19 protein-coding genes are annotated in these 22,999 nt (G+C 60.5%); 12 read left to right on the plus strand and 7 right to left on the minus strand.

Annotation, left to right across the window (positions count from 1 at the left end):
- Nucleotides 1–6: 6 nt before the first annotated feature.
- From AACL53_RS19225 to AACL53_RS19240, 4 genes are all read right to left on the minus strand, one after another.
- On the minus strand, nt 7–1,098 hold the full coding sequence (locus tag AACL53_RS19225) for an esterase-like activity of phytase family protein (RefSeq protein WP_339086172.1): 1,092 nt from the start codon (nt 1,096–1,098) through the stop codon (nt 7–9).
- A gap of 10 nt (nt 1,099–1,108) precedes the next feature.
- Nucleotides 1,109–3,001 carry a cobaltochelatase subunit CobT gene (gene cobT, locus AACL53_RS19230; RefSeq protein ID WP_339086173.1) on the minus strand — a complete coding sequence of 631 codons (1,893 nt, stop codon included), beginning with the start codon at nt 2,999–3,001 and terminating at the stop codon, nt 1,109–1,111.
- A gap of 33 nt (nt 3,002–3,034) precedes the next feature.
- Nucleotides 3,035–4,036 (minus strand): cobaltochelatase subunit CobS, encoded by a 1,002-nt coding sequence (gene cobS / locus AACL53_RS19235; protein ID WP_339086174.1) that lies wholly within the window; start codon nt 4,034–4,036, stop codon nt 3,035–3,037.
- A 96-nt stretch (nt 4,037–4,132) separates the two neighbouring features.
- The gene (locus tag AACL53_RS19240) at nt 4,133–4,756 is read right to left on the minus strand and encodes a J domain-containing protein (RefSeq protein ID WP_339086175.1); all 624 of its coding nucleotides are present in this window, start codon (nt 4,754–4,756) and stop codon (nt 4,133–4,135) included.
- 149 nt (nt 4,757–4,905) lie between these two features.
- Here AACL53_RS19240 and AACL53_RS19245 point away from each other — a divergent pair, with 149 nt between their 5' ends.
- Nucleotides 4,906–5,187, plus strand: coding sequence for a BolA family transcriptional regulator (locus AACL53_RS19245; RefSeq protein WP_339086177.1), 282 nt, complete (start codon nt 4,906–4,908; stop codon nt 5,185–5,187).
- Nucleotides 5,188–5,209: 22 nt separating this feature from the next.
- Here AACL53_RS19245 and AACL53_RS19250 read toward each other — a convergent pair whose 3' ends face one another.
- Nucleotides 5,210–6,517 (minus strand): HlyC/CorC family transporter, encoded by a 1,308-nt coding sequence (locus AACL53_RS19250; protein ID WP_339086178.1) that lies wholly within the window; start codon nt 6,515–6,517, stop codon nt 5,210–5,212.
- A 74-nt stretch (nt 6,518–6,591) separates the two neighbouring features.
- Entirely contained in the window at nt 6,592–8,286 is a 1,695-nt protein-coding gene (aroB, locus tag AACL53_RS19255) for a 3-dehydroquinate synthase (protein ID WP_339086983.1), read from the minus strand.
- A 261-nt stretch (nt 8,287–8,547) separates the two neighbouring features.
- Between aroB and AACL53_RS19260 the strand changes: the two genes are divergently transcribed.
- The 11 genes from AACL53_RS19260 to AACL53_RS19310 all read left to right on the plus strand — a co-directional run bounded on the left by AACL53_RS19260 (nt 8,548) and on the right by AACL53_RS19310 (nt 19,905).
- Nucleotides 8,548–8,691: a hypothetical protein gene (locus tag AACL53_RS19260; RefSeq protein ID WP_177228187.1), complete on the plus strand. Its 144-nt coding sequence runs from the start codon at nt 8,548–8,550 to the stop codon at nt 8,689–8,691.
- Nucleotides 8,692–10,608 (plus strand): hypothetical protein, encoded by a 1,917-nt coding sequence (locus AACL53_RS19265; protein WP_339086179.1) that lies wholly within the window; start codon nt 8,692–8,694, stop codon nt 10,606–10,608. It abuts the gene before it with no gap.
- Between the two features lie 7 nt (nt 10,609–10,615).
- On the plus strand, nt 10,616–11,548 hold the full coding sequence (locus tag AACL53_RS19270; protein ID WP_339086181.1) for a site-specific tyrosine recombinase XerD: 933 nt from the start codon (nt 10,616–10,618) through the stop codon (nt 11,546–11,548).
- 56 nt (nt 11,549–11,604) lie between these two features.
- On the plus strand, nt 11,605–12,264 hold the full coding sequence (locus AACL53_RS19275; protein ID WP_339086182.1) for a pyridoxamine 5'-phosphate oxidase family protein: 660 nt from the start codon (nt 11,605–11,607) through the stop codon (nt 12,262–12,264).
- Nucleotides 12,264–13,814: a peptide MFS transporter gene (locus AACL53_RS19280; protein ID WP_339086183.1), complete on the plus strand. Its 1,551-nt coding sequence runs from the start codon at nt 12,264–12,266 to the stop codon at nt 13,812–13,814. Before AACL53_RS19275 ends, AACL53_RS19280 begins: the two co-directional genes overlap by 1 nt.
- A 157-nt stretch (nt 13,815–13,971) precedes the next feature.
- Nucleotides 13,972–14,919: an acetyl-CoA carboxylase carboxyltransferase subunit alpha gene (locus AACL53_RS19285; RefSeq protein WP_092869137.1), complete on the plus strand. Its 948-nt coding sequence runs from the start codon at nt 13,972–13,974 to the stop codon at nt 14,917–14,919.
- A gap of 234 nt (nt 14,920–15,153) precedes the next feature.
- Complete coding sequence (locus AACL53_RS19290; protein ID WP_339086184.1) at nt 15,154–16,056, plus strand: murein L,D-transpeptidase family protein; 903 nt, start codon at nt 15,154–15,156, stop codon at nt 16,054–16,056.
- Between the two features lie 24 nt (nt 16,057–16,080).
- On the plus strand, nt 16,081–16,980 hold the full coding sequence (locus tag AACL53_RS19295) for a murein L,D-transpeptidase family protein (protein ID WP_339086185.1): 900 nt from the start codon (nt 16,081–16,083) through the stop codon (nt 16,978–16,980).
- Between the two features lie 70 nt (nt 16,981–17,050).
- Nucleotides 17,051–18,106, plus strand: a complete 1,056-nt coding sequence (locus AACL53_RS19300; protein WP_339086186.1) for a murein L,D-transpeptidase family protein — start codon at nt 17,051–17,053, stop codon at nt 18,104–18,106.
- Between the two features lie 162 nt (nt 18,107–18,268).
- A complete protein-coding gene (locus AACL53_RS19305) occupies nt 18,269–18,856 on the plus strand; it encodes a TIGR00645 family protein (RefSeq protein WP_339086187.1) in 588 nt (195 codons plus the stop codon).
- 380 nt (nt 18,857–19,236) lie between these two features.
- The gene (locus AACL53_RS19310; RefSeq protein ID WP_339086188.1) at nt 19,237–19,905 is read left to right on the plus strand and encodes a hypothetical protein; all 669 of its coding nucleotides are present in this window, start codon (nt 19,237–19,239) and stop codon (nt 19,903–19,905) included.
- A gap of 54 nt (nt 19,906–19,959) precedes the next feature.
- Here the strand turns inward: AACL53_RS19310 and secA are convergent, their stop codons facing one another.
- Nucleotides 19,960–22,911: a preprotein translocase subunit SecA gene (gene secA / locus AACL53_RS19315; protein WP_339086189.1), complete on the minus strand. Its 2,952-nt coding sequence runs from the start codon at nt 22,909–22,911 to the stop codon at nt 19,960–19,962.
- Nucleotides 22,912–22,999 lie beyond the last annotated feature (88 nt).

Raw genomic sequence — 22,999 nt, forward strand, 5'->3', positions numbered from 1 at the left:
GCACCCTTAACCCGGCGGCCGGGCTTTCGCTTGCTCTTCGTCCTTCAGGACGAACTGCAATAGCAGCGTCCGCTGCAGCACCTTATTGAAGTTGTCGTCGGAGATCATCGTAATCAGGATTTCTCCCGTCTTGAGGCGCGCGACGGCGAGACCTTCCATGTTGTCGATCTGATCATTCATATCGGCTTCGATCAGTATCTCGCCTTCGGATGTGTGATCGGGCCTGAGGTCATCGGGCGCGATGCGCCTCAGACGCATCTTGACGCCTTCCAACCAGCGAAAGCGGCGTTCCAGTACGAAAAGCGTTCCGTCATCGAGGCTCGAAATGTCGGTAACGTCGTAGTCGCCGATGTTTTTCAGATGGATGGTTCGCGGGCCGCTTGCCGTCCAAAGCCATCCGGTGTGATTGCGGGACGGATCGTAGAGCCGTTCTGAGAACGCGACTGGAGCGCCCTTATAGGGGCCGCCCTTCATGACAGTCAGTGCTTCGAGGCCCTGATTGGAGTGCATTTTTCTGGCGCCCGCTGGCAGCTTGAGATTTCCGCGGTCCGCCGACAGACCCGCAGGCGTCAAGTCGTAGCGCTCGATGCGATGTCTTCCTTCGAAACCGATGAGAACCGAACCTCGCTCTAAGGTTCCGCTTTCAAGGGCGATCGATTCAGAATCGTGGTCACGGCCCCTCCGAATAGGTGGCCCCGCCGTCTCCCGAAGCGGACCGATGCGGGCGTTCGTTATTCCGGCTGGGTGAGTGCCGTCGTAAACAAGCGTTCCGGTCAGCCACTCGCCGGCGTCTGAAATCGAAACAAATGTCTTTGCATGGTCGTCCATCAGGAGGGCCGACCAGCCGCCGAATTGCGGCGCGGGCGACGTCAACTGCAGACCGCCGCGGAACGTCACCTTGGCGAGGGGCTTATCGGCTTCGAAGCGCTTGAACGACGTGATACGGCGGCTTTCAACGACGATCGGTCCAGGTTTGAGCTTCGAGATGTCCGGCTTGTCATCGGCTGTTGCTGCTCCAGCCGTGAAGCCAACAAGCGCAACGACAAAACCGCATTGCGCCACGGCGAAGCCGATGCGTCGAAAGCTGTTCAGCGACAAGCGTCGACCCTCAATGAGCGCGTGCGTACCGGCGCCGCGCCGCGACCGGCTCGTCGGCGTCAGGCTTTTCCTCAAACAGTTCGACGAGTTTTTCGGTCATCGCGCCAGCGAGCTCCGAGGCATCCGTAATCGTGACGGCGCGCTGGTAGTAGCGCGTCACGTCATGTCCGATGCCGATGGCGATGAGTTCGACCGGCGAATGCGTTTCGATCTCGTGGATGACCTGGCGAAGATGCTGCTCGAGATAACTTCCGGAATTCACCGAAAGCGTCGAATCGTCGACAGGCGCGCCGTCCGAGATCATCATCAGGATGCGGCGCTGCTCGGGGCGATTGACGATGCGGGAATGCGCCCAAGCCAGCGCTTCGCCGTCGATGTTTTCCTTGAGCAAGCCTTCGCGCATCATCAGGGCGAGCGCGTTCTTCGAGCGGCGCCACGGCGCATCCGCCGTCTTGTAGATGATATGACGGAGATCGTTGAGGCGGCCCGGCGACGGCGGTTTTCCTGCCGCAAGCCATTCTTCGCGCGACTGTCCGCCCTTCCAGGCCTTCGTCGTGAAGCCGAGAATTTCGACTTTGACGCCACAACGTTCGAGCGTGCGCGCGAGGATATCGGCACAGCACGCCGCGACCATGATGGGCCGTCCGCGCATCGATCCTGAATTGTCGAGCAGCAACGTTACGACCGTGTCGCGGAAATCGGTATCGCGCTCGCGCTTGAAGGACAGCGCGCCTGTTGGATCGGTGATGATACGCGTCAGCCGCGCGGCATCGAGCTGGCCTTCCTCGAGATCGAAATCCCAGCCGCGGTTCTGCTGCGCCAAGAGACGGCGTTGCAGCTTGTTGGCAAGCTTTGCGACGGCCGCCGAGAGCGTCTTCAATTCCTTGTCGAGAAACGCGCGCAGCCGTTCGAGTTCTTCCGGCGTCGACAGATGATCGGCGCCGACCTCTTCGTCGTAAGCGTGCGTGAAAACTTTGTAGCCGAAGGCTTCCGGGTTATCGAGAACGGTCATGTTCGGACGCCACGGTGCGGGCGTCTCGTCGTCGTTCAAATCGCCTTCGTCGAGGTCTTGCGGTTCGGTCTCGCCCGACTCCATCGTCTCCTCGGATTCCGAAAGGTCACCTTCGGAGAGCTGCTCCTCGCTCTGCTGATCCTGGCCTTCGGACGCGTCTTCGCTCTTGTCGCTCGAATCTTCGGCGCCGCCCTCGGCTGCGCCCTCGTCGCTCTCCTGCTCTTCGTCCTCGGACTGCGGCTGGTCGTTCTGATCGACCATTTCGAGGATCTTCAAAAGATCGCGGATCTGGCGGCCGAACTGCTCCTGGTTTTCGGAGAGAGTCTCGAGCCTGCTCAGAAGCTTGCCGCCACGAGATTCGATCAGCGGCCGCCAGACGTCGACGAGACCTTTCGTCGAAGGCGGCGGCGCCTGGCCGGTGATGCGTTCGCGAATGAGCAATGCAAGCGCGTCTTCGAGCGGCGCTTCGGCGCGCGTGCTGACGGTGCGAAAACGGCCATGGCTATAATGGTCTTCGAGGCGGGCCGTCAGGTTCGACGCCATTCCCGGCATGCGAGCCGATCCGACCCCTTCGACGCGCGCGCGTTCCGCCGCTTCGAACACCGCGCGTGCGGGACCTGCCGATGGCGCGATACGGCGATGGAGCTTGGCGTCATGGCAGCCGATGCGCAGCGCCAAGCTATCGGCCCAGCCGCGCGTCAGCGCGATGTCCTTCGCGGACGGGGCGCGCGGCAGGTCGGGAATGTGCACGGCCTTGCCAGCGATATCGCCCTTGCCCGGGCCGAAATCGACCTCGACCTCGCTGTCGCCGGCAATGGCACGGACAGCAGGCCCGAGAACTCGCTTCAACGGTTCGGATGGGGCTTCGCGGCGTTTGGTCGGAAGTGTCATGAACGGCCCAGAGTAACGGCCTCGATCAATCGGTCAGCTCAGCGCAACGTTTGCCGTGCTCTCGGGCAGCTCTTCGCCGAAGCAGCGCTGATAGAATTCAGCGACCAGCGGCTTTTCGAGATCATCGCATTTGTTGAGGAACGTGACCCGGAAGGCGAAGCCGATGTCGCCGAAGATCTCGGCGTTCTCGGCCCACGTCATCACGGTGCGCGGGCTCATCACCGTCGATAGATCGCCATTGATGAAGGCAGATCGCGTCAGATCCGCGACGCGGACCATGTGCGAGACCTGCTTGCGCTTGGCTTCCGTCTTGGCGAACGACTTGACCTTCGACAGCACGATCTTTGCTTCATCGTCATGCGGAAGATAGTTCAGCGTCGCGACGATCGACCAGCGGTCCATCTGACCTTGGTTGATCTGCTGCGTGCCGTGATAGAGGCCGGACGTATCGCCGAGACCGATCGTATTCGTCGTTGCGAAGAGACGGAATGCCGGATGCGGGCGAATGACCTTCGACTGATCGAGAAGCGTCAGCTTGCCCGACACTTCGAGCACGCGCTGAATGACGAACATGACGTCGGGCCGGCCGGCGTCGTACTCGTCGAACACGAGCGCGATGTTGTTCTGCAGCGCCCAAGGAAGAATGCCTTCGCGGAACTCGGTGACCTGCTTGCCTTCCTTCAGCACGATCGCGTCCTTACCGACGAGATCGATGCGCGAGACGTGGCTATCAAGGTTGACGCGGACGCACGGCCAATTGAGGCGCGCCGCCACCTGCTCGATGTGGGTCGACTTACCGGTGCCGTGATAACCCTGGATCATCACGCGGCGGTTATGCTTGAAGCCCGCGAGGATCGCGAGGGTCACGTCCCGGTTGAAGAGATAGTCGGGATCGAGATCCGGCACGTGCGCATCAGCCTGCGAATAGGCCGGAACCTCCAGATCGCTGTCGATATTGAATACTTGGCGGACAGACAGTTTCATGTCCGGAAGGTTGGCGACTGGCGCGCCGGCCGCGCTAGATGACGTGCGCATTTCCATGGAGTTCCCGATCATATCGCCCAGTTGCCGCGTGCGCCTCCGAACAGGTGCAACTCCTGTCGGGTGCACTCGGTTCAAAGGCTCGGAGGATTAGACCAGGCCAGATTGCTTCAAGTAATTATAGGCTTGGAGGATTTCGCGCAACTTTTCCTCAGACCGGCTATCTCCGCCGTTGGCATCGGGATGGTGCATCTTCACCAATTCCTTAAAGCGCGTCTTGATATCTTGGGGTGTCGCCTCGTTGCCGAGGTCCAGAACGCGAAGCGATTTCTGTTCCAATGGCTTCAGCTGGCGGCGAAATGCGGTCGCGGCCGTCGCTGTGCGAGACGAGCGGGCTTTCCGGTTCGTTCGCTGCGTAGCGTTTACGCGGGCCTCGGCATCGGCCGTTCTTGCCTCGTCGCGCGCGCCGTTAGCCCAGGCATTTGCGCCGGTCTTCCAGGTAGGGCGGTGACCCGTCAGCGCGTCCTTGCGGAAATTGCTGACCTCGGTGTCGCTCATACCCTCGAAGTAGTTGTACTCTTGATTGTACTGGCGCACGTGGTCAATGCAGAAGCTGAAAAACTCGTTGTCGCGTCCGCGGCCCTTCGGCGCCTTGTGGCCGCCGGGCTTATCGCACCCCTTCCATTGGCAAACGGGCGCGCGCTCTTCCTTCTTGGCGCCTTGGCGCTTCGAGGAGACGCGGATGCTGTCGAAGTATTTCGATTCCAGTTTCATTGTCTGAATTATGAGGGTTGGCGCGGCCAGAAACAAGGCGGCAAGAAAACTCTTGATTTCTGTCCCGACTGTGCGGTCAATCCCTTAATAGGCCCTTTCGGCGCCCATCGCGGTTCTGCCGTTCAGAACATTTTCTTTAAGAGACAAAAATGTCGGTTACGGGTCGAGTTCGAGAAAAGCTTATGATCGCGCTTCGTCCGACGCGGCTCGACGTTATCAATGAGTCTGAGCTGCACGCCGGCCACCGCAATTCGCCTGGAACGGGCGACAGTCATTTTCGCATCCTCGTGGTCTCCGATGTCTTTGCGGGCAAGTCGCGCATCGAGCGTCATCGCCTCATCAACGAGTTGCTAAAGGACGAACTGGCCGGCGGCATTCACGCCTTGGCACTTTCGCCCCTCGCGCCCGGCGAACCTCTGCCGAAGGGCTAAGCGTCCAACGGTTGAAAATTCGTCACCGCGCAGGCCTCACGGCGCTCGATGCAACGGTTGCTGCGTCTGATTTGGACACCGGCTTGATGCGGATTGCCGTGATTTTATTGCGGCTTTTGCGCAAAATCTCAAATCTGTATCCGTGGAAGGTGAAGACCTGACCGGGTTCAGGGATCGTTTGGGCCTCGTGTATCACGAGCCCTGCAACGGTCGTCGCTTCATCGTCGGGCAGCTCCCAATCCAAATGGCGATTGAGGTCGCGAATTGCAACGGTGCCATCGACGTTGACGGTTCCATCCGACTGCATACGGATGTGGCTGTCGGGCATGTCGTGCTCGTCGGTAATCTGCCCGACGATTTCTTCGAGAATGTCTTCGAGTGTGATGAGACCTTGCACCTCGCCATATTCATCGACGACGAGCGCCATCTGCGTTTTCTTTTTCAGAAACTGATTGAGCTGGTCCTTCAGCGTTGTCGTATCGGGAACGAACCACGGCTCGGACGCCGACTTCATAATGTCGAGTTTATCGGGCTGCCAGTCGGTTCGCGACAACGCCTGCAGCAGATTTTTCGTATGCAGCACGCCAACGATATTCTCGGGCTCGTCCTTCCAGAGCGGTACGCGGGTATATTGCGAGCGCAGCACCAGATCGAGGATCTTGGCCGGCGGATCGTCGACGTCGATCGTTTCCATCTTCGTCCGATGGACCATGATGTCGGCCACCTGCAGGTCGCGCAGGTCGAGCACGCCGCCGAGCATCTCGGCATCGCCCTTGGCGACCGTGCCTTCTCTCGCCTGAAGATCGATGGTGCCGCGAATTTCCTCGTGCGCCGCGAGGATGTTCGCCTCGTCGTCGGCCTTGCCGGGCGTCCAGATTAGAATGCCGCGAACGACGAACTCAATCGCTTTCGTGAATGGCGTCAGGGCATAGATCAATACCTGCATGACGGGCGCCACAATGAGCGCAACGCGATCGGCGTAGGCGAGGGCGTAGGTCTTCGGAAGGACAGCGGCGAAGATCACGATCAGGATCGTGATGATGGCGGTCGCGTATGCGACGCCGACCTCGCCGTAGAGGTGCACCGCAATGTTGGAGGCGAGGGCTGCCGCCAGAACATCGACCAGCGTGTTTCCGAGCAGAACGGTGCCGATCATCTTTTCCGGCCGTGACAGCACCTTGTTCACGAGGGCGGCGGCCGTGTTGCCGTCTTCTTCGAGGGAGTGCATCCGCGCTCGGGACGCGGCCGTGAGCGATGTCTCGCTGCCGTTGAAGAATGCCGACAACACAATCAGCAGAAAGATGGCTGCCAAGCTTATGGCTATGGTCATGGTCGGGGTTCGCTGTTCCTGATCAGGGGAAGCAGCAGTCTAGCACATCAATCGGTTGCAGACGCTTAATATGCTCAGCGATCAATTTCCCGAGCGAGGAATGCCAGCACGGTTTCAGGCGGGACATCGCGGGAAACGAAGGCCTGTCCGATGTCGCGAACAAGAATGAACGCGAGCTTTCCGGCTTTAACTTTCTTGTCTTGCCCCATCAGCCTGAACAGCTCTTCGGGACTTGCCCGTCCGCCCGGAATATCGCCGATCTTCGTCGGAAGGCCCACGGCGCTCAGGTGCTTCGCTGCCCGCTCGGCGCGGCCTGCCGGACAGATCCCCAACTCCTCCGAGAGGCGGATCGCCAAGCACATCCCGATGGCGACGCCTTCACCATGCAAGAGGCGGTCGGAATAGCCGGTCCACGCTTCGAGCGCGTGGCCGAACGTGTGGCCCAGATTGAGCAAGGCGCGGTCGCCCGTTTCCGTCTCGTCGCGCGCGACGATCGCCGCTTTGGCCGCCACACTCGTTTCGATGGCCTGCGTCAGAGCCGGACCGTTGTTGCCGAACACGCTCTGCCAGTTGGTCTCGAGCCAAGTAAAAAATTCCGCGTCGCCCAGCAGACCGTATTTCGCGACTTCGGCATACCCAGCGCGCATCTCGCGCGGGGGCAGCGTCGTCAAAACGGCGGTGTCGGCGACCACGAGACTTGGCTGGTGAAATACGCCGATGAGATTTTTGCCTTGGGGCGTGTTGATGCCCGTCTTGCCGCCGACGGAGCTATCGACCTGGGCCAGCAGCGACGTCGGAATTTGAACGAAGCGCACACCGCGACGCAGGATGCCCGCCGCGAAACCGGCGAGATCGCCGATGACGCCGCCGCCGAAAGGCAGAACGAGATCGCCGCGTTCGAGGCCCATCTCCAAGAGCCGTTCCGAAAGCGATGCCAAATCGCGGAAGTTCTTCGTCGCTTCGCCGGGCTTCATGATCACGGAGCCCGCAAACATGCCTTGACTCTTCAGGCTTTCCTCTAGCGTCGCAAGATGGTGGCGGGCGACATTCTCGTCGGTCACGACACCGCATTTGACCTCACCGAAACGCGCCTTGAGAAGCGCGCCGGTTTCGCGAAGAATCCCGCGCGCGATCAAAACATCGTAGGAGCGATCGCCGAGTTCGACGTGCACCGTTCGCGATGGATTTGCATCCGCGGCGGATGTCGCTGGGAACTCCGTCCCGGCTGCGAGGCGGTTGATGATTTCGGTGACGATGACGTCATGGGGTTCGTCGCGGCTTTCAATCGTCATGTCGGCTTCAGCATATATTGGGTACCGTTGTTCAATCAGCTTTCGCATCGTGGCTTCGGGATTGCCGTCGCGCAGGAGCGGCCGGTGATCGCGCTTCGACACACGACGCATGAGGACCGGCAGTTCCGCGCGCAGCCAAACGGAAACAGCGACATCTTTGATGCGCAGACGCGTTTCCGGATTTATGAAGGCGCCGCCTCCGGTTGCGAGCACCTGCGGCCCGTTGCCGAGCAGCCGGGCGATCACCTTGCGCTCGCCGGCGCGAAAATGAGCCTCACCGTGATCTGCAAAAATCTCGTTGATAGTTTTGGCGGCGGCACGCTCGATCTCGTCGTCGGCGTCGACGAAGGGTAGATTGAGTTTTGTGGCCAGCCTTTTGCCGACCGACGACTTGCCGCAGCCCATGAGGCCGACCACGACGATCGGTCGCCCTCCGACGTTCTTTTTCGCACGCTCAATCGCTTCGGCTTCCATCATCCGAGGCTCAATACCGACGGGTTCGCCGAGTTGGTTGGTTTCTAGGCTGGTTTCTGGCGGTGGTTCGCGCGGCGGGATGGTCATTTCGGCGCCGTCATGCCACGAACCAAAAACGTTCGCAAATTGGAAACTCACTGGAAAGCCACAGCGAACCCCTACCATCTTGCCGATCCACGGAGGGGCTCTTCGGCAAAATACCATAATGAGTCATAATCACGCCCACAAAGATGTTCACCTAACGGCCGGGACGGGACACAGAAAATGCCGAGCCTTTTCCGGCTTTTATTCGTACTTTGCGCGCTGACGGCGCTGGTTCTGGGCAGCCTTTACGTGCTGGCGACCCGCTTTGAGCCGGAGCAGCAGACGATCAGCAAGCCCGTGCAGAATATCAAGATCCGGCGGTGAATGACGATGGTGTATGCACACCGAAGACTGACAGCGGCAGCCAAATGCCTTCTGGTGCTCCCGCTCCTTCCGCTCGCCGCCGCCACCGCGTCACTTCCAGCTTCCGCGCAGGATGCGCCCGCACCCGCGAAAAAGAAGAAAGCTGATCGGAACGACGCTTATTCGCCGCCGGCTGAACAGCGCACCTACCTGCAGCCGTCGGGCGGGCAGCCGTCGGGCCTGCAGTCGTCGGACGGGCCAGCGGGAAGCTCCGGCCGAGACGGTACGTGGGGGCAGCCGAACCCGGATAGCGTGGTGCAGCCGGATCCCGGTCGGGGCGGCCAATCTGGTCCGCAGAACGGCGTCGTACGCGGCGCCATCTTGCCGGGCGTCGAAAAAGACGAGCTTGCACCCGTCATGTCGGAGGACGGCTCCGGGTTGCCTTACGAACTGTGGGGCGGCATGGACGTCGCCGCGCTCGAGAAGCTGATCAGCACGATCGAGATCCCGCCGAGGTCGCCCGTTTTGCACGACCTGTGGAAGCGGCTGATCACTTCGCCCTCGCCCGGCGCCTCGAGTTCGGATTTCGCAGCACTGCGGCTCGAAGCACTTTACCGCTCGGGATTGGCGCGGGAAGCCGCTGCCGAAATCGCGAAACAAGGTGGTAACGACAGCCCGCTTCTCGTCACGCTTCAGGCTCGCAACGAGCTTGCCTCCGGGCACTCGGACAAAGCCTGCGAACTCGTCGCCAAGTCGGCGACGCTGAAGGGCAACATCCCAGCGCGGCTCAAGGGACAGTCTATCCTGATGGCGGGCTATTGCTCGGCGATCCAGGACGACAAGTCCTCCGCGGGCCTTGCTGCTGATCTGGCGCGCGAGGAAGGCGTCGAGACGTCTCCCGGCCTCGAGGCGCTCGATGCTCTCGCGATCAATTCCAAGCCTCACTATTCGCCGGTCAAACAGATAACGCTCCTTGACTACCGGATCGCCGAACGGGTTGGAGGGCTTCCTCACAAAACGGTTTTAGAGAAGGGCGAACCGGCGTTGCTTGTCTCGCTCGCGAGCGATCATTCGACGCCGGTCGATCTCGGGCTGCCCTCGACGGAGGCGGCCGCGCGATTGAACGCGCTCACCCCGGAGCAACTTGCGGGCATCTATCGAGTCAACGCGGAGCAGGTGCCCGCGGATGATCTTCTGGCCGGCCGCGGACCGCAAGGCGTTGCCCGCCGCTCTGCGCTCTTCAGAGCTGCCGAAGATGAGCGCACGCCGATGCGCAAGGCGCGACTTATCCGGACCTTCCTCGATGACGCCAAGCGCGAAGGTCTCGGCATGATCGGCGCCCAGATGATTGCGCCAACCACGGCACAACTCCGACCAGCTCCCGAAATCGTATGGTTTGCCGAAACCGGGATCGAGATCGGCTTGGCGTCGGGCCAATTCACCATGGCTCGCGATTGGATCGGCGTGGCCGATCAGGGCGGCGGTCCGGGCCTCGGACACTGGCGCGCCTTGATCGATATCGCCGACGCCAAAGAGCCGGACCGGGGCCGAAGCTTTTCGGCTCTCGAGACCTATGCCGCGAATGGCCGCTTTCCGTCGGCCGCGCTCTATCGGCTGACGACGGTGCTCGAAGCGCTCGACTATCTAGTGCCTATCCCGCTCTGGGATGCCGCGAACAAGACACCGCAGCCGACATCCGGATATTTGCCGGAAACCGGCGTTTTGACTGAATTGCAAGTGGCATCAAAAAAGCAGGAATTCGGGCACACTGTTCTTCTGGTCATGAAGGCGCTCGGGCCGAACGGGGCTCAGGACGCGAATCTCATCGCGCTCGGCGACAGCATTCGGGCGTTGAAGCGCGCCGGTCTCGAAGCCGACGCGCGACGGCTCGGCCTTGAAGCGCTACTCCCGTCGTGGCCGCGCACGGAAACGAATTGAGGGCTCGATGATGCGTGTCGCGGAACGCGATGGCTACCTCGCGGACTTTCTTGCGATGCTTTCGGCCGAGCGCGGCGCCTCGGCGAACACCATCGAAGCCTACACGACCGACCTCGAAAATTTTCTCGGCTTTTTGTCGGAGAAAGGGACCCTGCCGGCGGACGCCAAATCAACCGATGTGCAGGCCTATCTCGGATTTCTCGCAAGCGAGGGACAAGCAGCGACGTCGCGCGCGCGGCGGCTCTCGGCGATCAAGCAGTACTATCGTTTTCTGCTGGCCGAAGACCTGATCGCGCTCGATCCGACGTCCGGCCTCCAGGGGCCGAAGAAGCAGCGCGCTCTACCGAAAGTTCTGAGCATCGCCGAGGTCGACCGGTTGCTGACCGTTTCCCAGCAGCAGTGCGAGGGTCAAGAGGGGCGCGCGCTCTTTCGCGCCTTGCGGTTTCACTGTCTCCTCGAAATTCTCTACGCGACAGGCATGCGCGTTTCCGAACTCGTCGGGCTGCCGCGCAGCGTTCTCAGAGGCGATCAGCGCGTTCTCACCATCAAGGGCAAAGGCGGCCGCGAGCGGCTCGTTCCGCTCAACGCGACAGCGCGTTCGGCGCTTGATGCGTTTCTAGGCGTTTCGGCGCGGCTCGATACTTCGGAATGGCTTTTTCCGTCGAAATCGGCGCTTGGCCACGTGACTCGGCAAGGTTTCGCGCAGGATCTCAAAAGCGTCGCCGAAGCGGCGGGAATTGCGCCGGAACGCGTGTCGCCTCACGTGCTCCGCCATGCGTTCGCAAGTCATTTACTGGATCGCGGCGCGGACCTCCGAGCCGTGCAACAGCTTCTTGGCCATGCTGACATTTCGACGACAGAGATTTATACGCATGTGCTGCAGGAGCGGCTGAAGGCACTCGTCAACGCCCATCACCCGCTCGCAAAAAAAGCGAACTAGACAGACGCCGACGATCCTTCAGGATGGCGGCGCGTCCAACTCAAGGGGAGACGCCAATGAGCCGCCTTTACGGAGACGTCCATCGCGCCATGCAAATGGCTTTCGATACGCGAGCGATGGCAGACCGGGTCGAGGCGGTTGCCGTCAAGCCGGAGATCGACGAGAGTTCGAAGGCTTTCATCGAAAGCCGCGACATGTTCTTTCTGACGACGATCGATGATCGGGGCCGTCCGACGGTCTCTTACAAAGGCGGCACTCCCGGCTTCATCAAGGTGCTCGATGCGAACACGCTGCTTTTTCCGAGCTACGACGGCAACGGAATGTACTTGTCGATGGGCAATATTTCGGCCAACCCGGAGATCGGCATGCTGTTCATCGATTTCGAGAAGCCGTTTCGCCTGCGCGCGCAAGGGCGTGCCGAACTCATCGTGAGCGGGCCCGAGCTCGACGGCTTCAAAGAGGCCGAGATGGTGGTGAAGGTGAGTATTCACGAAGTCTGGATGAACTGTCCGCGATATGTCCACCGTCACGCGAAGGTCGAAGCTTCGCGTTACGCTCCGGGCGTCGAAACCGAAACGCCATTTTGCGAGTGGAAGCGCATCGACGCGATGCAAGATGTGCTGCGTCCGTACGAGCGGACCAAAGTGGAAGAACTCGGAACAACCACCATCGATGAGTGGATGGGCAAAGTCATGACCGGCGACAAAGGCGCCTGATGCCTTCGCGCAAGGGCGAACAGGTTTCTGCAAACGGGGTCGCGGCTTCGATCGTTTCGGAGCCGCGCAGCTCTTGGTTCGGCGTCGGGCTCGGCCTGTCATCGCATCCGCGTGGGCTTTCGGCACTCTACTTCACCGAGCTTTGGGAGCGCTTTTCGTATTACGGAATGCGGGCGCTCTTGGTTCTGTTCATGGTGGCTCCCGTCACCGAAGGCGGGCTCGGCTTCGCGACACCCAACGCCGGCAGCATCTACGGCACCTACGCGATGGCGGTCTATCTCCTGGCCCTTCCGGGTGGCTTCATCGCGGACCGGCTTCTGGGTGCAAAGCGAAGCGTGCTCTTCGGAGGGGCGACGATCGCCTGCGGGCACTACGCCCTGGCGTGGCCCTCGCCTTCGACGTTCTATCTGGGTCTGGCGCTGATCGCGATCGGCACGGGCCTTTTCAAGCCGAACATCTCAGCCCTTGTCGGCGGACTTTATTCAAAGGACGACACGAGGCGCGACGCCGGTTTCTCGCTCTTTTACATGGGCATCAACATCGGAGCGTTTTTGGCGCCGCTGGTGACGGGTTTTCTCGCGCAGAGCAGCATGTTCAAAGGTTGGCTCGCCGCGGCCGGTTTCGATCCCAGAATGAGCTGGCACTGGGGCTTCGGCGCGGCCGGCGTCGGCATGACGATAGCGATGGTGCTCTTCTATCTGAACAGGGACGAACTCAAAGATCCCGATGTCGCGGCGCCTGAATCGACGTCGTCGGTGGTCCGTCAGGGTATTCTTGTCAGCGTCGGCTCGCTGGCTCTCCTCGCGATTGCACTGGCCTCCGACGTCGAGGGCTTCCACTGGCTACGCTGGCTCTTCGTCGTGCTGCCGCTCCTCGGCATCGCTTACGGCGCTACGCGCCAGAACGACCCGGATGCTCGCCGCATGGCGGCCGTCGGCGTCTTCTTCATCGCGGCCATGATTTTCTGGGCGGTCTTCGAACAAGCAGGCACCACGCTGTCGCTTTTCGCCGACGCGCTGACGCGCAACGAAGTCTTGGGGTTCTCTTTCCCATCAGCGTGGTTCCAATCGGCCAATCCCATCTTCGTCATACTGCTGGCGCCGATCGTCGCGGCGCTTTGGATAAAGCTCGGCAAGCTGCAGCCGTCTTCGCCCGTCAAATTCGGCCTTGGCCTCACGTTCCTCGCGGCGGCGTTTCTCCTGATGGTTCCAGCCGCTACCTATGCGGCAGACGGTCGTGTCTCGCCGCTTTGGCTGCTCGGGCTGTACCTTCTGTTCACCATCGGCGAATTGATGCTGAGCCCGGTTGGACTTTCGACGATGACTCGCATTGCGCCGCCCCGAATGTCGGGCCAGGTGCTTGGAATTTGGTTCCTCGCAACGGCGTTCGGAAACAAGCTTGCCGGCGATATCGGAGGTGCTTTCACCGCCAGCGATCCTGATGCGCTTGCTCTCTCGTTCCTGGCGCAAGCTGCGCTGGTTGCGGTCGCCGCGGCACTCATGTTCGCCGTCGCGCCTACGGTGAAGCGGCTCTCGGAGGGCGAAAGTTAAACAATCTCAGAGCCCGGCGTGCCAGAACTGGGTGCCGCAGGGTCTGACTCCTTGACACCCGCGCCCAGCCGTGGCGAATGTCGCGCGTGAAAAAGGCGCTTGCCGCACGCTTCAGTTGCACAGCAGAAAGCCAAGTTCCGTGAACGCTACGACCGCATTGCGTACCTACCTCGACTTCGAAAAGCCCATCCTCGAGCTTGAGAACAAAGTTGCCGAGCTCAAGGCCATGCAGACCGAAGGCAAGGGTCCGCACATCGCCGACGAGATCACCAAGCTCGAGCAGAAGGCGAAAGCCGCTCTGGCCGATACGTATGCCAAGCTGACGCCCTGGCAGAAGACGCTGGTTGCGCGCCATCCCGAACGGCCGCACGCGCTCGACTTCATCGGCGGCCTCATCGAGGAATTCACGCCGCTTGCGGGCGACCGGTATTTCGCCGAGGATGAAGCCATCGTCGGCGGCATCGGCAAGTTCCGGAACCGATCTGTCGTCGTTCTCGGGCACGAGAAGGGCGCCGACACCGAGCAGCGCATCAAACACAATTTCGGCATGGCGCGCCCCGAAGGCTACCGCAAGGCCGTGCGGCTGATGGAACTCGCCGAACGCTTCAATTTGCCGATCATCACGTTCGTCGATACGCCCGGCGCCTATCCGGGGATCGGGGCGGAGGAACGCGGGCAGGCCGAAGCCATCGCGCGGTCGACCGAATGCTGCCTCAGGCTCGGCGTTCCGATCGTTACAGTGATCGTCGGCGAAGGCGGTTCGGGCGGTGCGATCGCCATTGCGACGGCCAACCGGATTCTTATGCTCGAGCACGCCATTTATTCGGTCATATCGCCCGAAGGCGCCGCATCGATCATCTGGCGCGACAGCAACAAGAAAGAAGAAGCCGCGACCAACATGAAGATCACGGCGCAGGACCTCGATCAGCTCGGGGTCATCGACGCTATCGTGAAGGAACCGACAGGCGGCGCGCATCGCGACCGCGAATCAGTAATTATCGCGACCGGTAACGCGATTGCCCGCATGCTTTCGGAGTTCGACGGCAAATCGGCCGAAGACATCCGGGCTCAGCGTCACGAGCGGTTTTTGTCGATAGGGCGTTAGCTTCGCACGAAATTCCTGTCCGACATTCCGTCCGGCGGGGCCTACCCGCCCACTGTGACGCCGCATTTGGACACGATACTTGAGTTGACTCGGATCTTCTCCGATTTCAGTAATCGTTTGAGTTCATTGTGCTAACAGTCCGCCAGCCCGCGGCACGGGGAATCTGTTCGGGACGGGAAGGGCGTATTGGTGGGAACCAACACTGGCTCAACGATGAGAGCCGTTGTGCTACTCATGACGACACTCGCTGTCGCGACGCTCGCGGCGTGCTCGAGCGCGCCCACTATTCCTCCGCCATCCGAAGTGCCGTTGTCGAACGAGGCGCTGTCGCTCCTCGCCAAGAAGGGCATGCAGCCCGGGTCCCCGGTTTTCGTTCGGATCTTCAAGGAAGAATCCGAGCTTGAAGTCTGGAAGCAGCGCGACGACGGCCGCTTCTATCATTTCAGGACCTACCCGATCTGTAATTGGTCGGGCGAGATCGGGCCGAAGCAAAGCACCGGCGACCGGCAAGCTCCTGAGGGCTTCTACACAATCACGCCGGTCCTCATGAATCCGAACTCGAAATTCTATCTGTCGTTCAATCTCGGCTATCCCAACGCCTTTGACCGCTCTTGGGGCCGCACGGGCGATTCCGTCATGGTGCATGGCAACTGCCGCTCGGCCGGCTGCTACGCCATGACCGACGCCCTGATGGAAGAGATCTACGGCCTTACGCGCGAATCGTTGAAGGCCGGCCAGCCGAGCTTCCAGCTTCACGCCTATCCGTTCCGCATGACCGACGCGCGGATGGCCAGAGAGAAGTCCAACAAGTGGTACGGCTTCTGGAAAACCATGAAGCAGGGATACGACTACTTCGAAAAATACCGCATTCCGCCGAGCATCACCGTCTGCGAACGCCGGTACGTCGTCGACGCCGTTGCCCGCAGCCGCCCCGATCCTGCTGGACGTTGCCCGGCGTTCGATCGGCCCTTCGTCACGGCCTTTACGCCGCTGCCGGAGCCTGCTCAGATGGATGTCGCGAGCGGCAACAAGCTCAAGGGAATTGCCAATCCCGATAACGAACCATCGCTCGCCGAGATCAAGACTGCCAAGCAGCAGCAGAGTTCGCAATCGTCCCTTGCGAACGCGGCGAACTGATCCTTCGGCGTCGCGGGCAATTCAATGACAAACAAAAGCGCGACCTCGCCCCAATCGCGACAGCCACGGCGCCGCCGGGTGGGCAAAGTCTTGAGCTTTGGCGCCGTGCTTTTAGCGCTTGCCGTGGCCGCGTTTGTCTCGGTACCCCTTTGGTTGCCGAAACTGCCGGGCGGCGACGGTGCTCTGATCAAGTACGAGCGAAAACTACGGCGACTTCTCTGGGATTTCGGTCTGCCTATGCCGCGGGAGCCGGATCTTGCGAATTATTCCGAGCGGCTCAGAAGCGCCGGCGTCGCCGAGGGTGCGCCCGTACTGATCAGGATCTTCAAGAGCGAATTCGAGCTTGAACTCTGGATGCAGCGCGACGGCGTGTTCCGCCGTTTCGCGACGTATCCGATCTGCCGGTGGTCGGGGGTTCTCGGGCCGAAGCTGCAAGAGGGCGACAGCCAAGCTCCTGAAGGCTTCTACACGGTCGATTCCTCGGCCCTCAATCCCAACAGCCGCTGGTATCGTTCGTTCAATCTCGGCTACCCGAACGCCTTCGACCGGGCGCATGGGCGCACCGGTTCGCTGATCATGGTTCACGGCGGCTGCGCGTCCATCGGCTGCTTCGCGATGACGGACGCGCAGATGCAGGAGATCTGGAAGCTCGTCGCCGCGGCGCTTTCGGGCGGCCAAAAGCGCTTTCAAGTTCAGGTCTATCCGTTCCGGATGACGGAGGAGCGGATGAACGGGCATGCCCAGAGCCCTGCTCTCGACTTCTGGAAAAACCTGAAGGCTGGCAATGACCTGTTCGAATCAAGCATGCTGCCGCCGAAGGTCAACGTTTGTGGCGGCAAGTACCAGTTCGCGCCGGGGGTAAAGGGCTCCTTCGACGCCTCGACGATCGACGACAGGTGCGTCGGCGAAGACGCCAAAAGTTAACCGTTCACAGCGTCGCTTATCTCGCCGGTGTTGGCGAAAAGTCACTTCGAATTGCGTGCTCGGGGCGTTAATGTTCCGTTCGCGAGAGGGCAAGGTACTCGGTCGCAAGTCCATGGTGTCGTACGGTTCAACGCGTCTGAAGCTCGTCGCGGCGATGATCCTCGGTCTCGTCGTGATCAGTCATGCCGTGATTGACCCAGCGAACGCGCTGACGATCGAACTCAAGGACGTTGCCGCCGATCGCGTTGAGCGCCAGCGTGCGGCTGCGACGGGCGCGCTGCCGCTGCCCGGAACTCCCGACGTCGGCGTGCTGCAGCAGCGCTTGAAGGAAAAGGGCGTGACGCTGTCGTCGCCCATCCTCATCCGCATCTTCAAAGCCGAATCCGAGCTCGAGGTCTGGAAGCAGAAGGATGACGCCTTCATCCTGTTCGCGACCTATCCCATCTGCCATTGGTCGGGAACGCTCGGGCCGAAACTTCGCGACGGCGACCGGCAGGCGCCCGAAGGCTATTACACGGTGACGCGCGCGCAGGCGCGGCATGTGGGGCGATGGCCGGTGTCGCTCGATATCGGCTTTCCCAACATCCTCGACCAGTCACAGGCGCGGACCGGGTCCGACATCCTCATCCATGGCGGGTGCTCGTCGGTCGGCTGCTTCGCGATGACGAACCCGGTATCCGAAGAGATCCATCAGCTGACGATCGCTGCGATCGATGCGGGAGAGCAGCTCGTGCCGGTGCACATCCTGCCGTTCCGCATGACGGATGTGAACATGGCTGCGCAGAGCGCCTCGCCGTGGTCGCCGTTCTGGAACAACCTCAAAGACGGTTACGACGTCTTCGAGCGTACGAAGCGTCCCCCGGCGGTCGGGGTGTGCAGCGGCCGTTATATTTTCCGCGAAGCTCGGGCGAAAGAATTGCCGGGTCAGCTCGACGCATGTGGTCCGACGATCGCGTCCATCCGCGAGCAAGATCAGTGGCTCGCCAATGTGCCGCCGCCCTCACCCGTTCTGCCGAAGACTCAGACGCAAACGGCTCAGTCGAAGACGCCGCCCATTCCGCAAATTCAGACGAGCCTCGAAAGCGATGCGCCCCCGCCCATGTTTTCATGGCGGCTTATTCGCTGACTTTGCCGCGCTGACACATTGTGCCGCTAACTGTAGCCGCCGCTTGTGATTTTTCTCCGCGATCCTACTTACGTTAGCGCCTAGTCGCCGCACTGGCGGGCGCTTGCCTTGCGTGGCCAACGTTGCGATAGAGCAGACAAATTCACCGATTGGGGATCATCGATGGCCGAAAAAACACTTGCGAAGCGCGTAGAGATCACGCTGGAAAGCTGGTTGTTCAGCTCGCGCTGGCTGCTCGCGCCATTCTATTTCGGCCTCGCGCTGTCGCTCATCATTCTCATGATCAAGTTCCTGATGGAGCTTTTTCACCTCGCGGCCGTCGCGTTCTCGTCAACAGAGTCCGACGTGATCCTGGGCTTGCTGACGCTCGTCGATTTGACGCTGACAGGATCGCTGCTCATCATCGTCATCTTCTCGGGATACGAAAATTTCGTCTCGAAGATGGACCATTCGGACGACGGCGACCGGCCGGCCTGGATGGGAACGATCGACTTCGCCGCTCTGAAGCTCAAGATGCTTTCGTCGATCGTTGCGATCTCGGCCGTGCAGCTTCTCCGTCAGTTCATGTCGCTCACCACTGTTACGCCCGAGCGCGAGAAAGAGCTGATGTGGCTCGTCATCATCCACGTGGTGTTCGTCGTTTCGAGCGTGCTCCTGGCGCTATCCGACCGGATCGCGGGCGGCGGACATGACAATCCGAGCGAAGCTCCTGCCGATGCTAAAGTCATCCCCAAGACCGAAACGCACTGAGTGGCATACGGATTAGTTCTGCTGTAGCTTCGGGGGAATTCGATAGATTCCGCAGGGGGAGCTTTACGTTGGGACATTCTCGGCAAAGCGGACGATTTCTGCTTTGCCGCCCCAGAGGGGGATTGAATGATGTTCTCTGCCGAATAGGAGAGTGCTGGCGATATGCGCAAAAATTTGATCGCACTCTGATCATCGATGCGCGAAAATCGGAACTCGGTGATCACTTTTCCAATTATTTTGAGCCAAAGTATAAATCACCGAATATTATTTTCGATGCGAACGATGATGATCTAGAATTCCTGAACGGATTTCCCTGTTTCCCAGCAGAGATCCGCGGTCAGCTTCACCGCCTTGACGCGACCTTAAGAGAGACGCCCCGTTTGAGGGCGACTAGCGATCACACACTGCCAGACATCGACTTTTCGAGGACCTACCAGGAAGCCGTTCTCGTGTATGAGCAGTGGGGTGGCGGTAGTCTCTCTTTTCGGCTCATCGATAAATTGCGCCTATCTCCCAAAATTCGCCCGATGGTTCTCAATCGCGTACGCCAGTTCGATGGAAAATATTTCGCAGTTCATGTGCGAAACACGGATTTGCAGACCGACTACAAAAACTTTTTCTCCAAGATTGCGCATGAGGTTTGGGGCAAGCGATTGCTGGTGTGCAGCGACGACGCCGCGGTGATCGAATATGCTAGAAGCTTCTTCAGCTCTTCAGAGATTTTGACGTCGAGCGAAATCCCGAATACGGGAGGAAAGCCTCTTCATATTTACGGCGATCGCAAAAAGTCGAACATCGATACGATCGTCGATCTGCTCGCGCTCGCAAAATCTGAAAAACTATTCTTCGCGCATGTTGCCGAAGGCCGTCCGTCGGGGTTTTCGGGTCTCGCCCGCCATCTCTGCAAGAATAAGTATTTGATCGACGACTTGCTCAATATCCCTCAGCCAATTGATTTTTCCACGGTGCGACGGCGCTTCACCAGGCATCGGCGGGACGTCAAACTGTATCTATGGCGAAAGATATCGCCGTATTTCCAAACCTACTAGTTTCGTTGCGTGCTGCTGCAAGGGCCGATCCGGCCCTTGCAGGTTGAGTGCGCGTCAGTCCATTTTCCCATGGCAGTGCTTGTATTTCTTGCCTGAGCCGCAGGGGCAGAGGGCGTTGCGCGAGACGCGGCCCCAGGTTGCGGGGTCTTTCGGATCGACCGCACCCTCGTTTTTTCGGCTCTGCAGCGGTGCGCGCCTCTCGGGCTCGGGTCCTGCTGCGCGGCGTGCTCGGGCCCCTTGAATGGCGGCGTCGGCCAGCGCCAGTTCGGGATCGCGCTCGAACTCATCGAAGCCCGTCGACGCATCGACGTGGTGTGCTTCCATCGGCGGCAGCTCGACGGGCTGCAGCGCGGGCTGATCCTCGGGCGGCGCCAGTTCGACGTGCATCAGCTGGCCGGTCACGTTTTCGCGCAGACGTCCGAGCATGCTCTCGAAGAGGACGAACGCTTCCGATTTGTATTCGTTCAGCGGATCGCGCTGACCGTAGGCGCGGAAGCCGATGACCTGACGCAAATGCTCAAGCGTCACAAGGTGCTCGCGCCAGAGGTGATCCAGCGTCTGGAGCAGCACCATCTTTTCGATCTGGTGATAGAGCTCCGGTCCGAGTTCCTTGGCTTTCTCGTCCGCCTTGGCGTCGGCAGCGGCCTTGATGCGCTCCTTGATCTCTTCGTCGGCGATGCCTTCCTCGGCGGCCCAGGCGTCGATCGGAAGATCCAGCGCGAGGACGTCGTTCACCTGCTCGTAGAGGCCCTTCGTGTCCCACTGCTCGGCATAGGCTGCCGGCGGAATGAAGCGCGTCACGTATTCGTCGATCAGCTCGTTGCGAAGCTCGACGACCGTCTCGGAAACGTCCTCCTGGCCCATGATGTCGAGCCGCTGCTCGAAGATGACCTTGCGCTGGTCATTCATCACGTCGTCGTACTTCAGGATCTGCTTGCGGATATCGAAGTTGCGCTGCTCAACCTTTTTCTGGGCCGTTTCGAGCGACTTGTTCATCCAGGGATGCGTGATCGCTTCGCCATCCTTGAGGCCGAGCGTCTGGAGCACCTTGTCCATGCGCTCGGATCCGAAGATGCGCATCAGGTCGTCATCGAGCGCCAGATAGAACTTGGAACGGCCAGGGTCGCCCTGACGGCCGGAACGGCCGCGCAGCTGATTGTCGATGCGGCGGCTTTCATGGCGCTCGGTCGCGAGCACGTAGAGGCCACCGGCCTCGAGCGCCTTTTTCTTATTGGCGGCGACGTCGGTGACAAGCTCAGCGCGTTTGCTGCTGATCGCCGTCTCGTCGGGCGGGGTTCCCTTTGCCGTTTCTTCGGCGATCCAGTCGCGCAGGCGGAACTCGGCGTTGCCGCCCAGCTGAATATCGGTACCTCGGCCCGCCATGTTGGTCGCGATCGTCACGGCTCCGAACTGACCGGCCTGCGCAACGATGCTCGCTTCCTGTTCATGATAGCGTGCGTTCAGCACCTGATGCGGGATCGGGTCGCCCTTGCCCTTTGCGTCGGACGCGAACTTGGTCAGCATCGCGGCCATATCCGTCAAATGCTTGCGCAGCTCTTCTTCCTTGCCGGGCTTGATGGCGGCCGCCTGCTCTTCGAGCTGCTTGGCAAGTTCCTTGAAATACTTGTGGTCCTTCAGAAGCTCTGAAAGTTGCTCAGACTTCTCGATCGACGTGGTGCCGACAAGAATCGGCTGCCCGCGATGTTTGGCTTCCGCGATCGATTGCACGATAGCCGCGAGCTTCTCGCGTTGCGTCCGGTAGATCTCGTCATCCTCGTCGATACGGCTGACCGAGAGATTGGTCGGGATGTCGATGACCTCGAGCCCGTAGATATCCATGAACTCGCTGGCTTCGGTCATTGCCGTACCGGTCATACCGGCGAGCTTCTTGTAGAGACGGAAGTAGTTCTGGAAGGTGATCGACGCCAGCGTCTGGTTCTCAGGCTGGACCTCGACCTTCTCTTTGGCTTCGAGCGCCTGATGCAGGCCTTCCGAATAGCGGCGGCCGGGCATCATACGCCCGGTGAATTCGTCGATGATGACGACCTGCCCGCCTTTGACGATATAATCCTTATCGCGCTGGAACAGCTTGTGGGCCTTCAGCGCTTGCGTCAGGTGATGGACGATCGTGACGTTGTCGATGTCGTAAAGCGTGCCCTTCAGGAGGCCCGCGGCTTCGAGCGCTCGCTCCATCTTTTCGTTGCCGACTTCAGAGAATGAAACCTGACGCTGCTTTTCGTCGAGTTCGAAGTCTTCGGGCGTGACGATCTTCATCATCTCGTCGATCTGCTGATACAGTTCGGCCCGGTCTTCCAACGGGCCGGAGATGATCAAGGGCGTGCGTGCTTCGTCGATGAGGATCGAGTCTACTTCGTCGACGATTGCGTACGTGTGCGGACGCTGCACCATCTCGGTGTAGTTCATCTTCATATTATCGCGGAGATAATCGAAGCCGAGTTCATTGTTCGTGCCGTACGTCACGTCGCAGGCGTAAGCGATCTTGCGGGACTCGTCGCTCATGTCGTGGATGATGCAGCCGACGGTCAGGCCGAGGAAGCGATAGACCTGACCCATCCAGTCGGCGTCGCGCTTGGCGAGGTAGTCGTTGACGGTAACGACGTGGACGCCTTTGCCGGTGAGGGCGTTGAGATACACGGGGAGCGTGGCGACGAGCGTTTTACCTTCGCCCGTTCTCATTTCGGCGATGTCGCCCTGATGGAGGACCATGCCGCCGATGAGCTGGACGTCGAAGTGGCGCTGGCCAAGCGTGCGCTTTGCCGCTTCGCGGACGGTCGCGAACGCGGGAACGAGCAGATCATCGAGCGAGGCGCCGTCGTTCAGCTGCTGACGGAATTGCTCCGTGCGCGCTCGCAGCTCCTCGTCGGATAGGTCCTGCAGCTCGGGCTCTAGCGCATTGATCGCCGCGACACGAGACCGAAAGCCTTTGACTCTCCTCTCGTTCGAGGAACCGAAAATCTTCGAAGCGAGATCACCGAACGAGAGCATATTTTTAGATCCGTCCTACTAATTCGTCTTGGCCGTACCCCCTGGCACGGCCGGCTCAGTCTATTGTCGCCGGGCAGCATAAAGCCAA

It is taken from the genome of Hyphomicrobium sp. ghe19, from assembly GCF_902712875.1.
GTDB lineage: Bacteria > Pseudomonadota > Alphaproteobacteria > Rhizobiales > Hyphomicrobiaceae > Hyphomicrobium_B.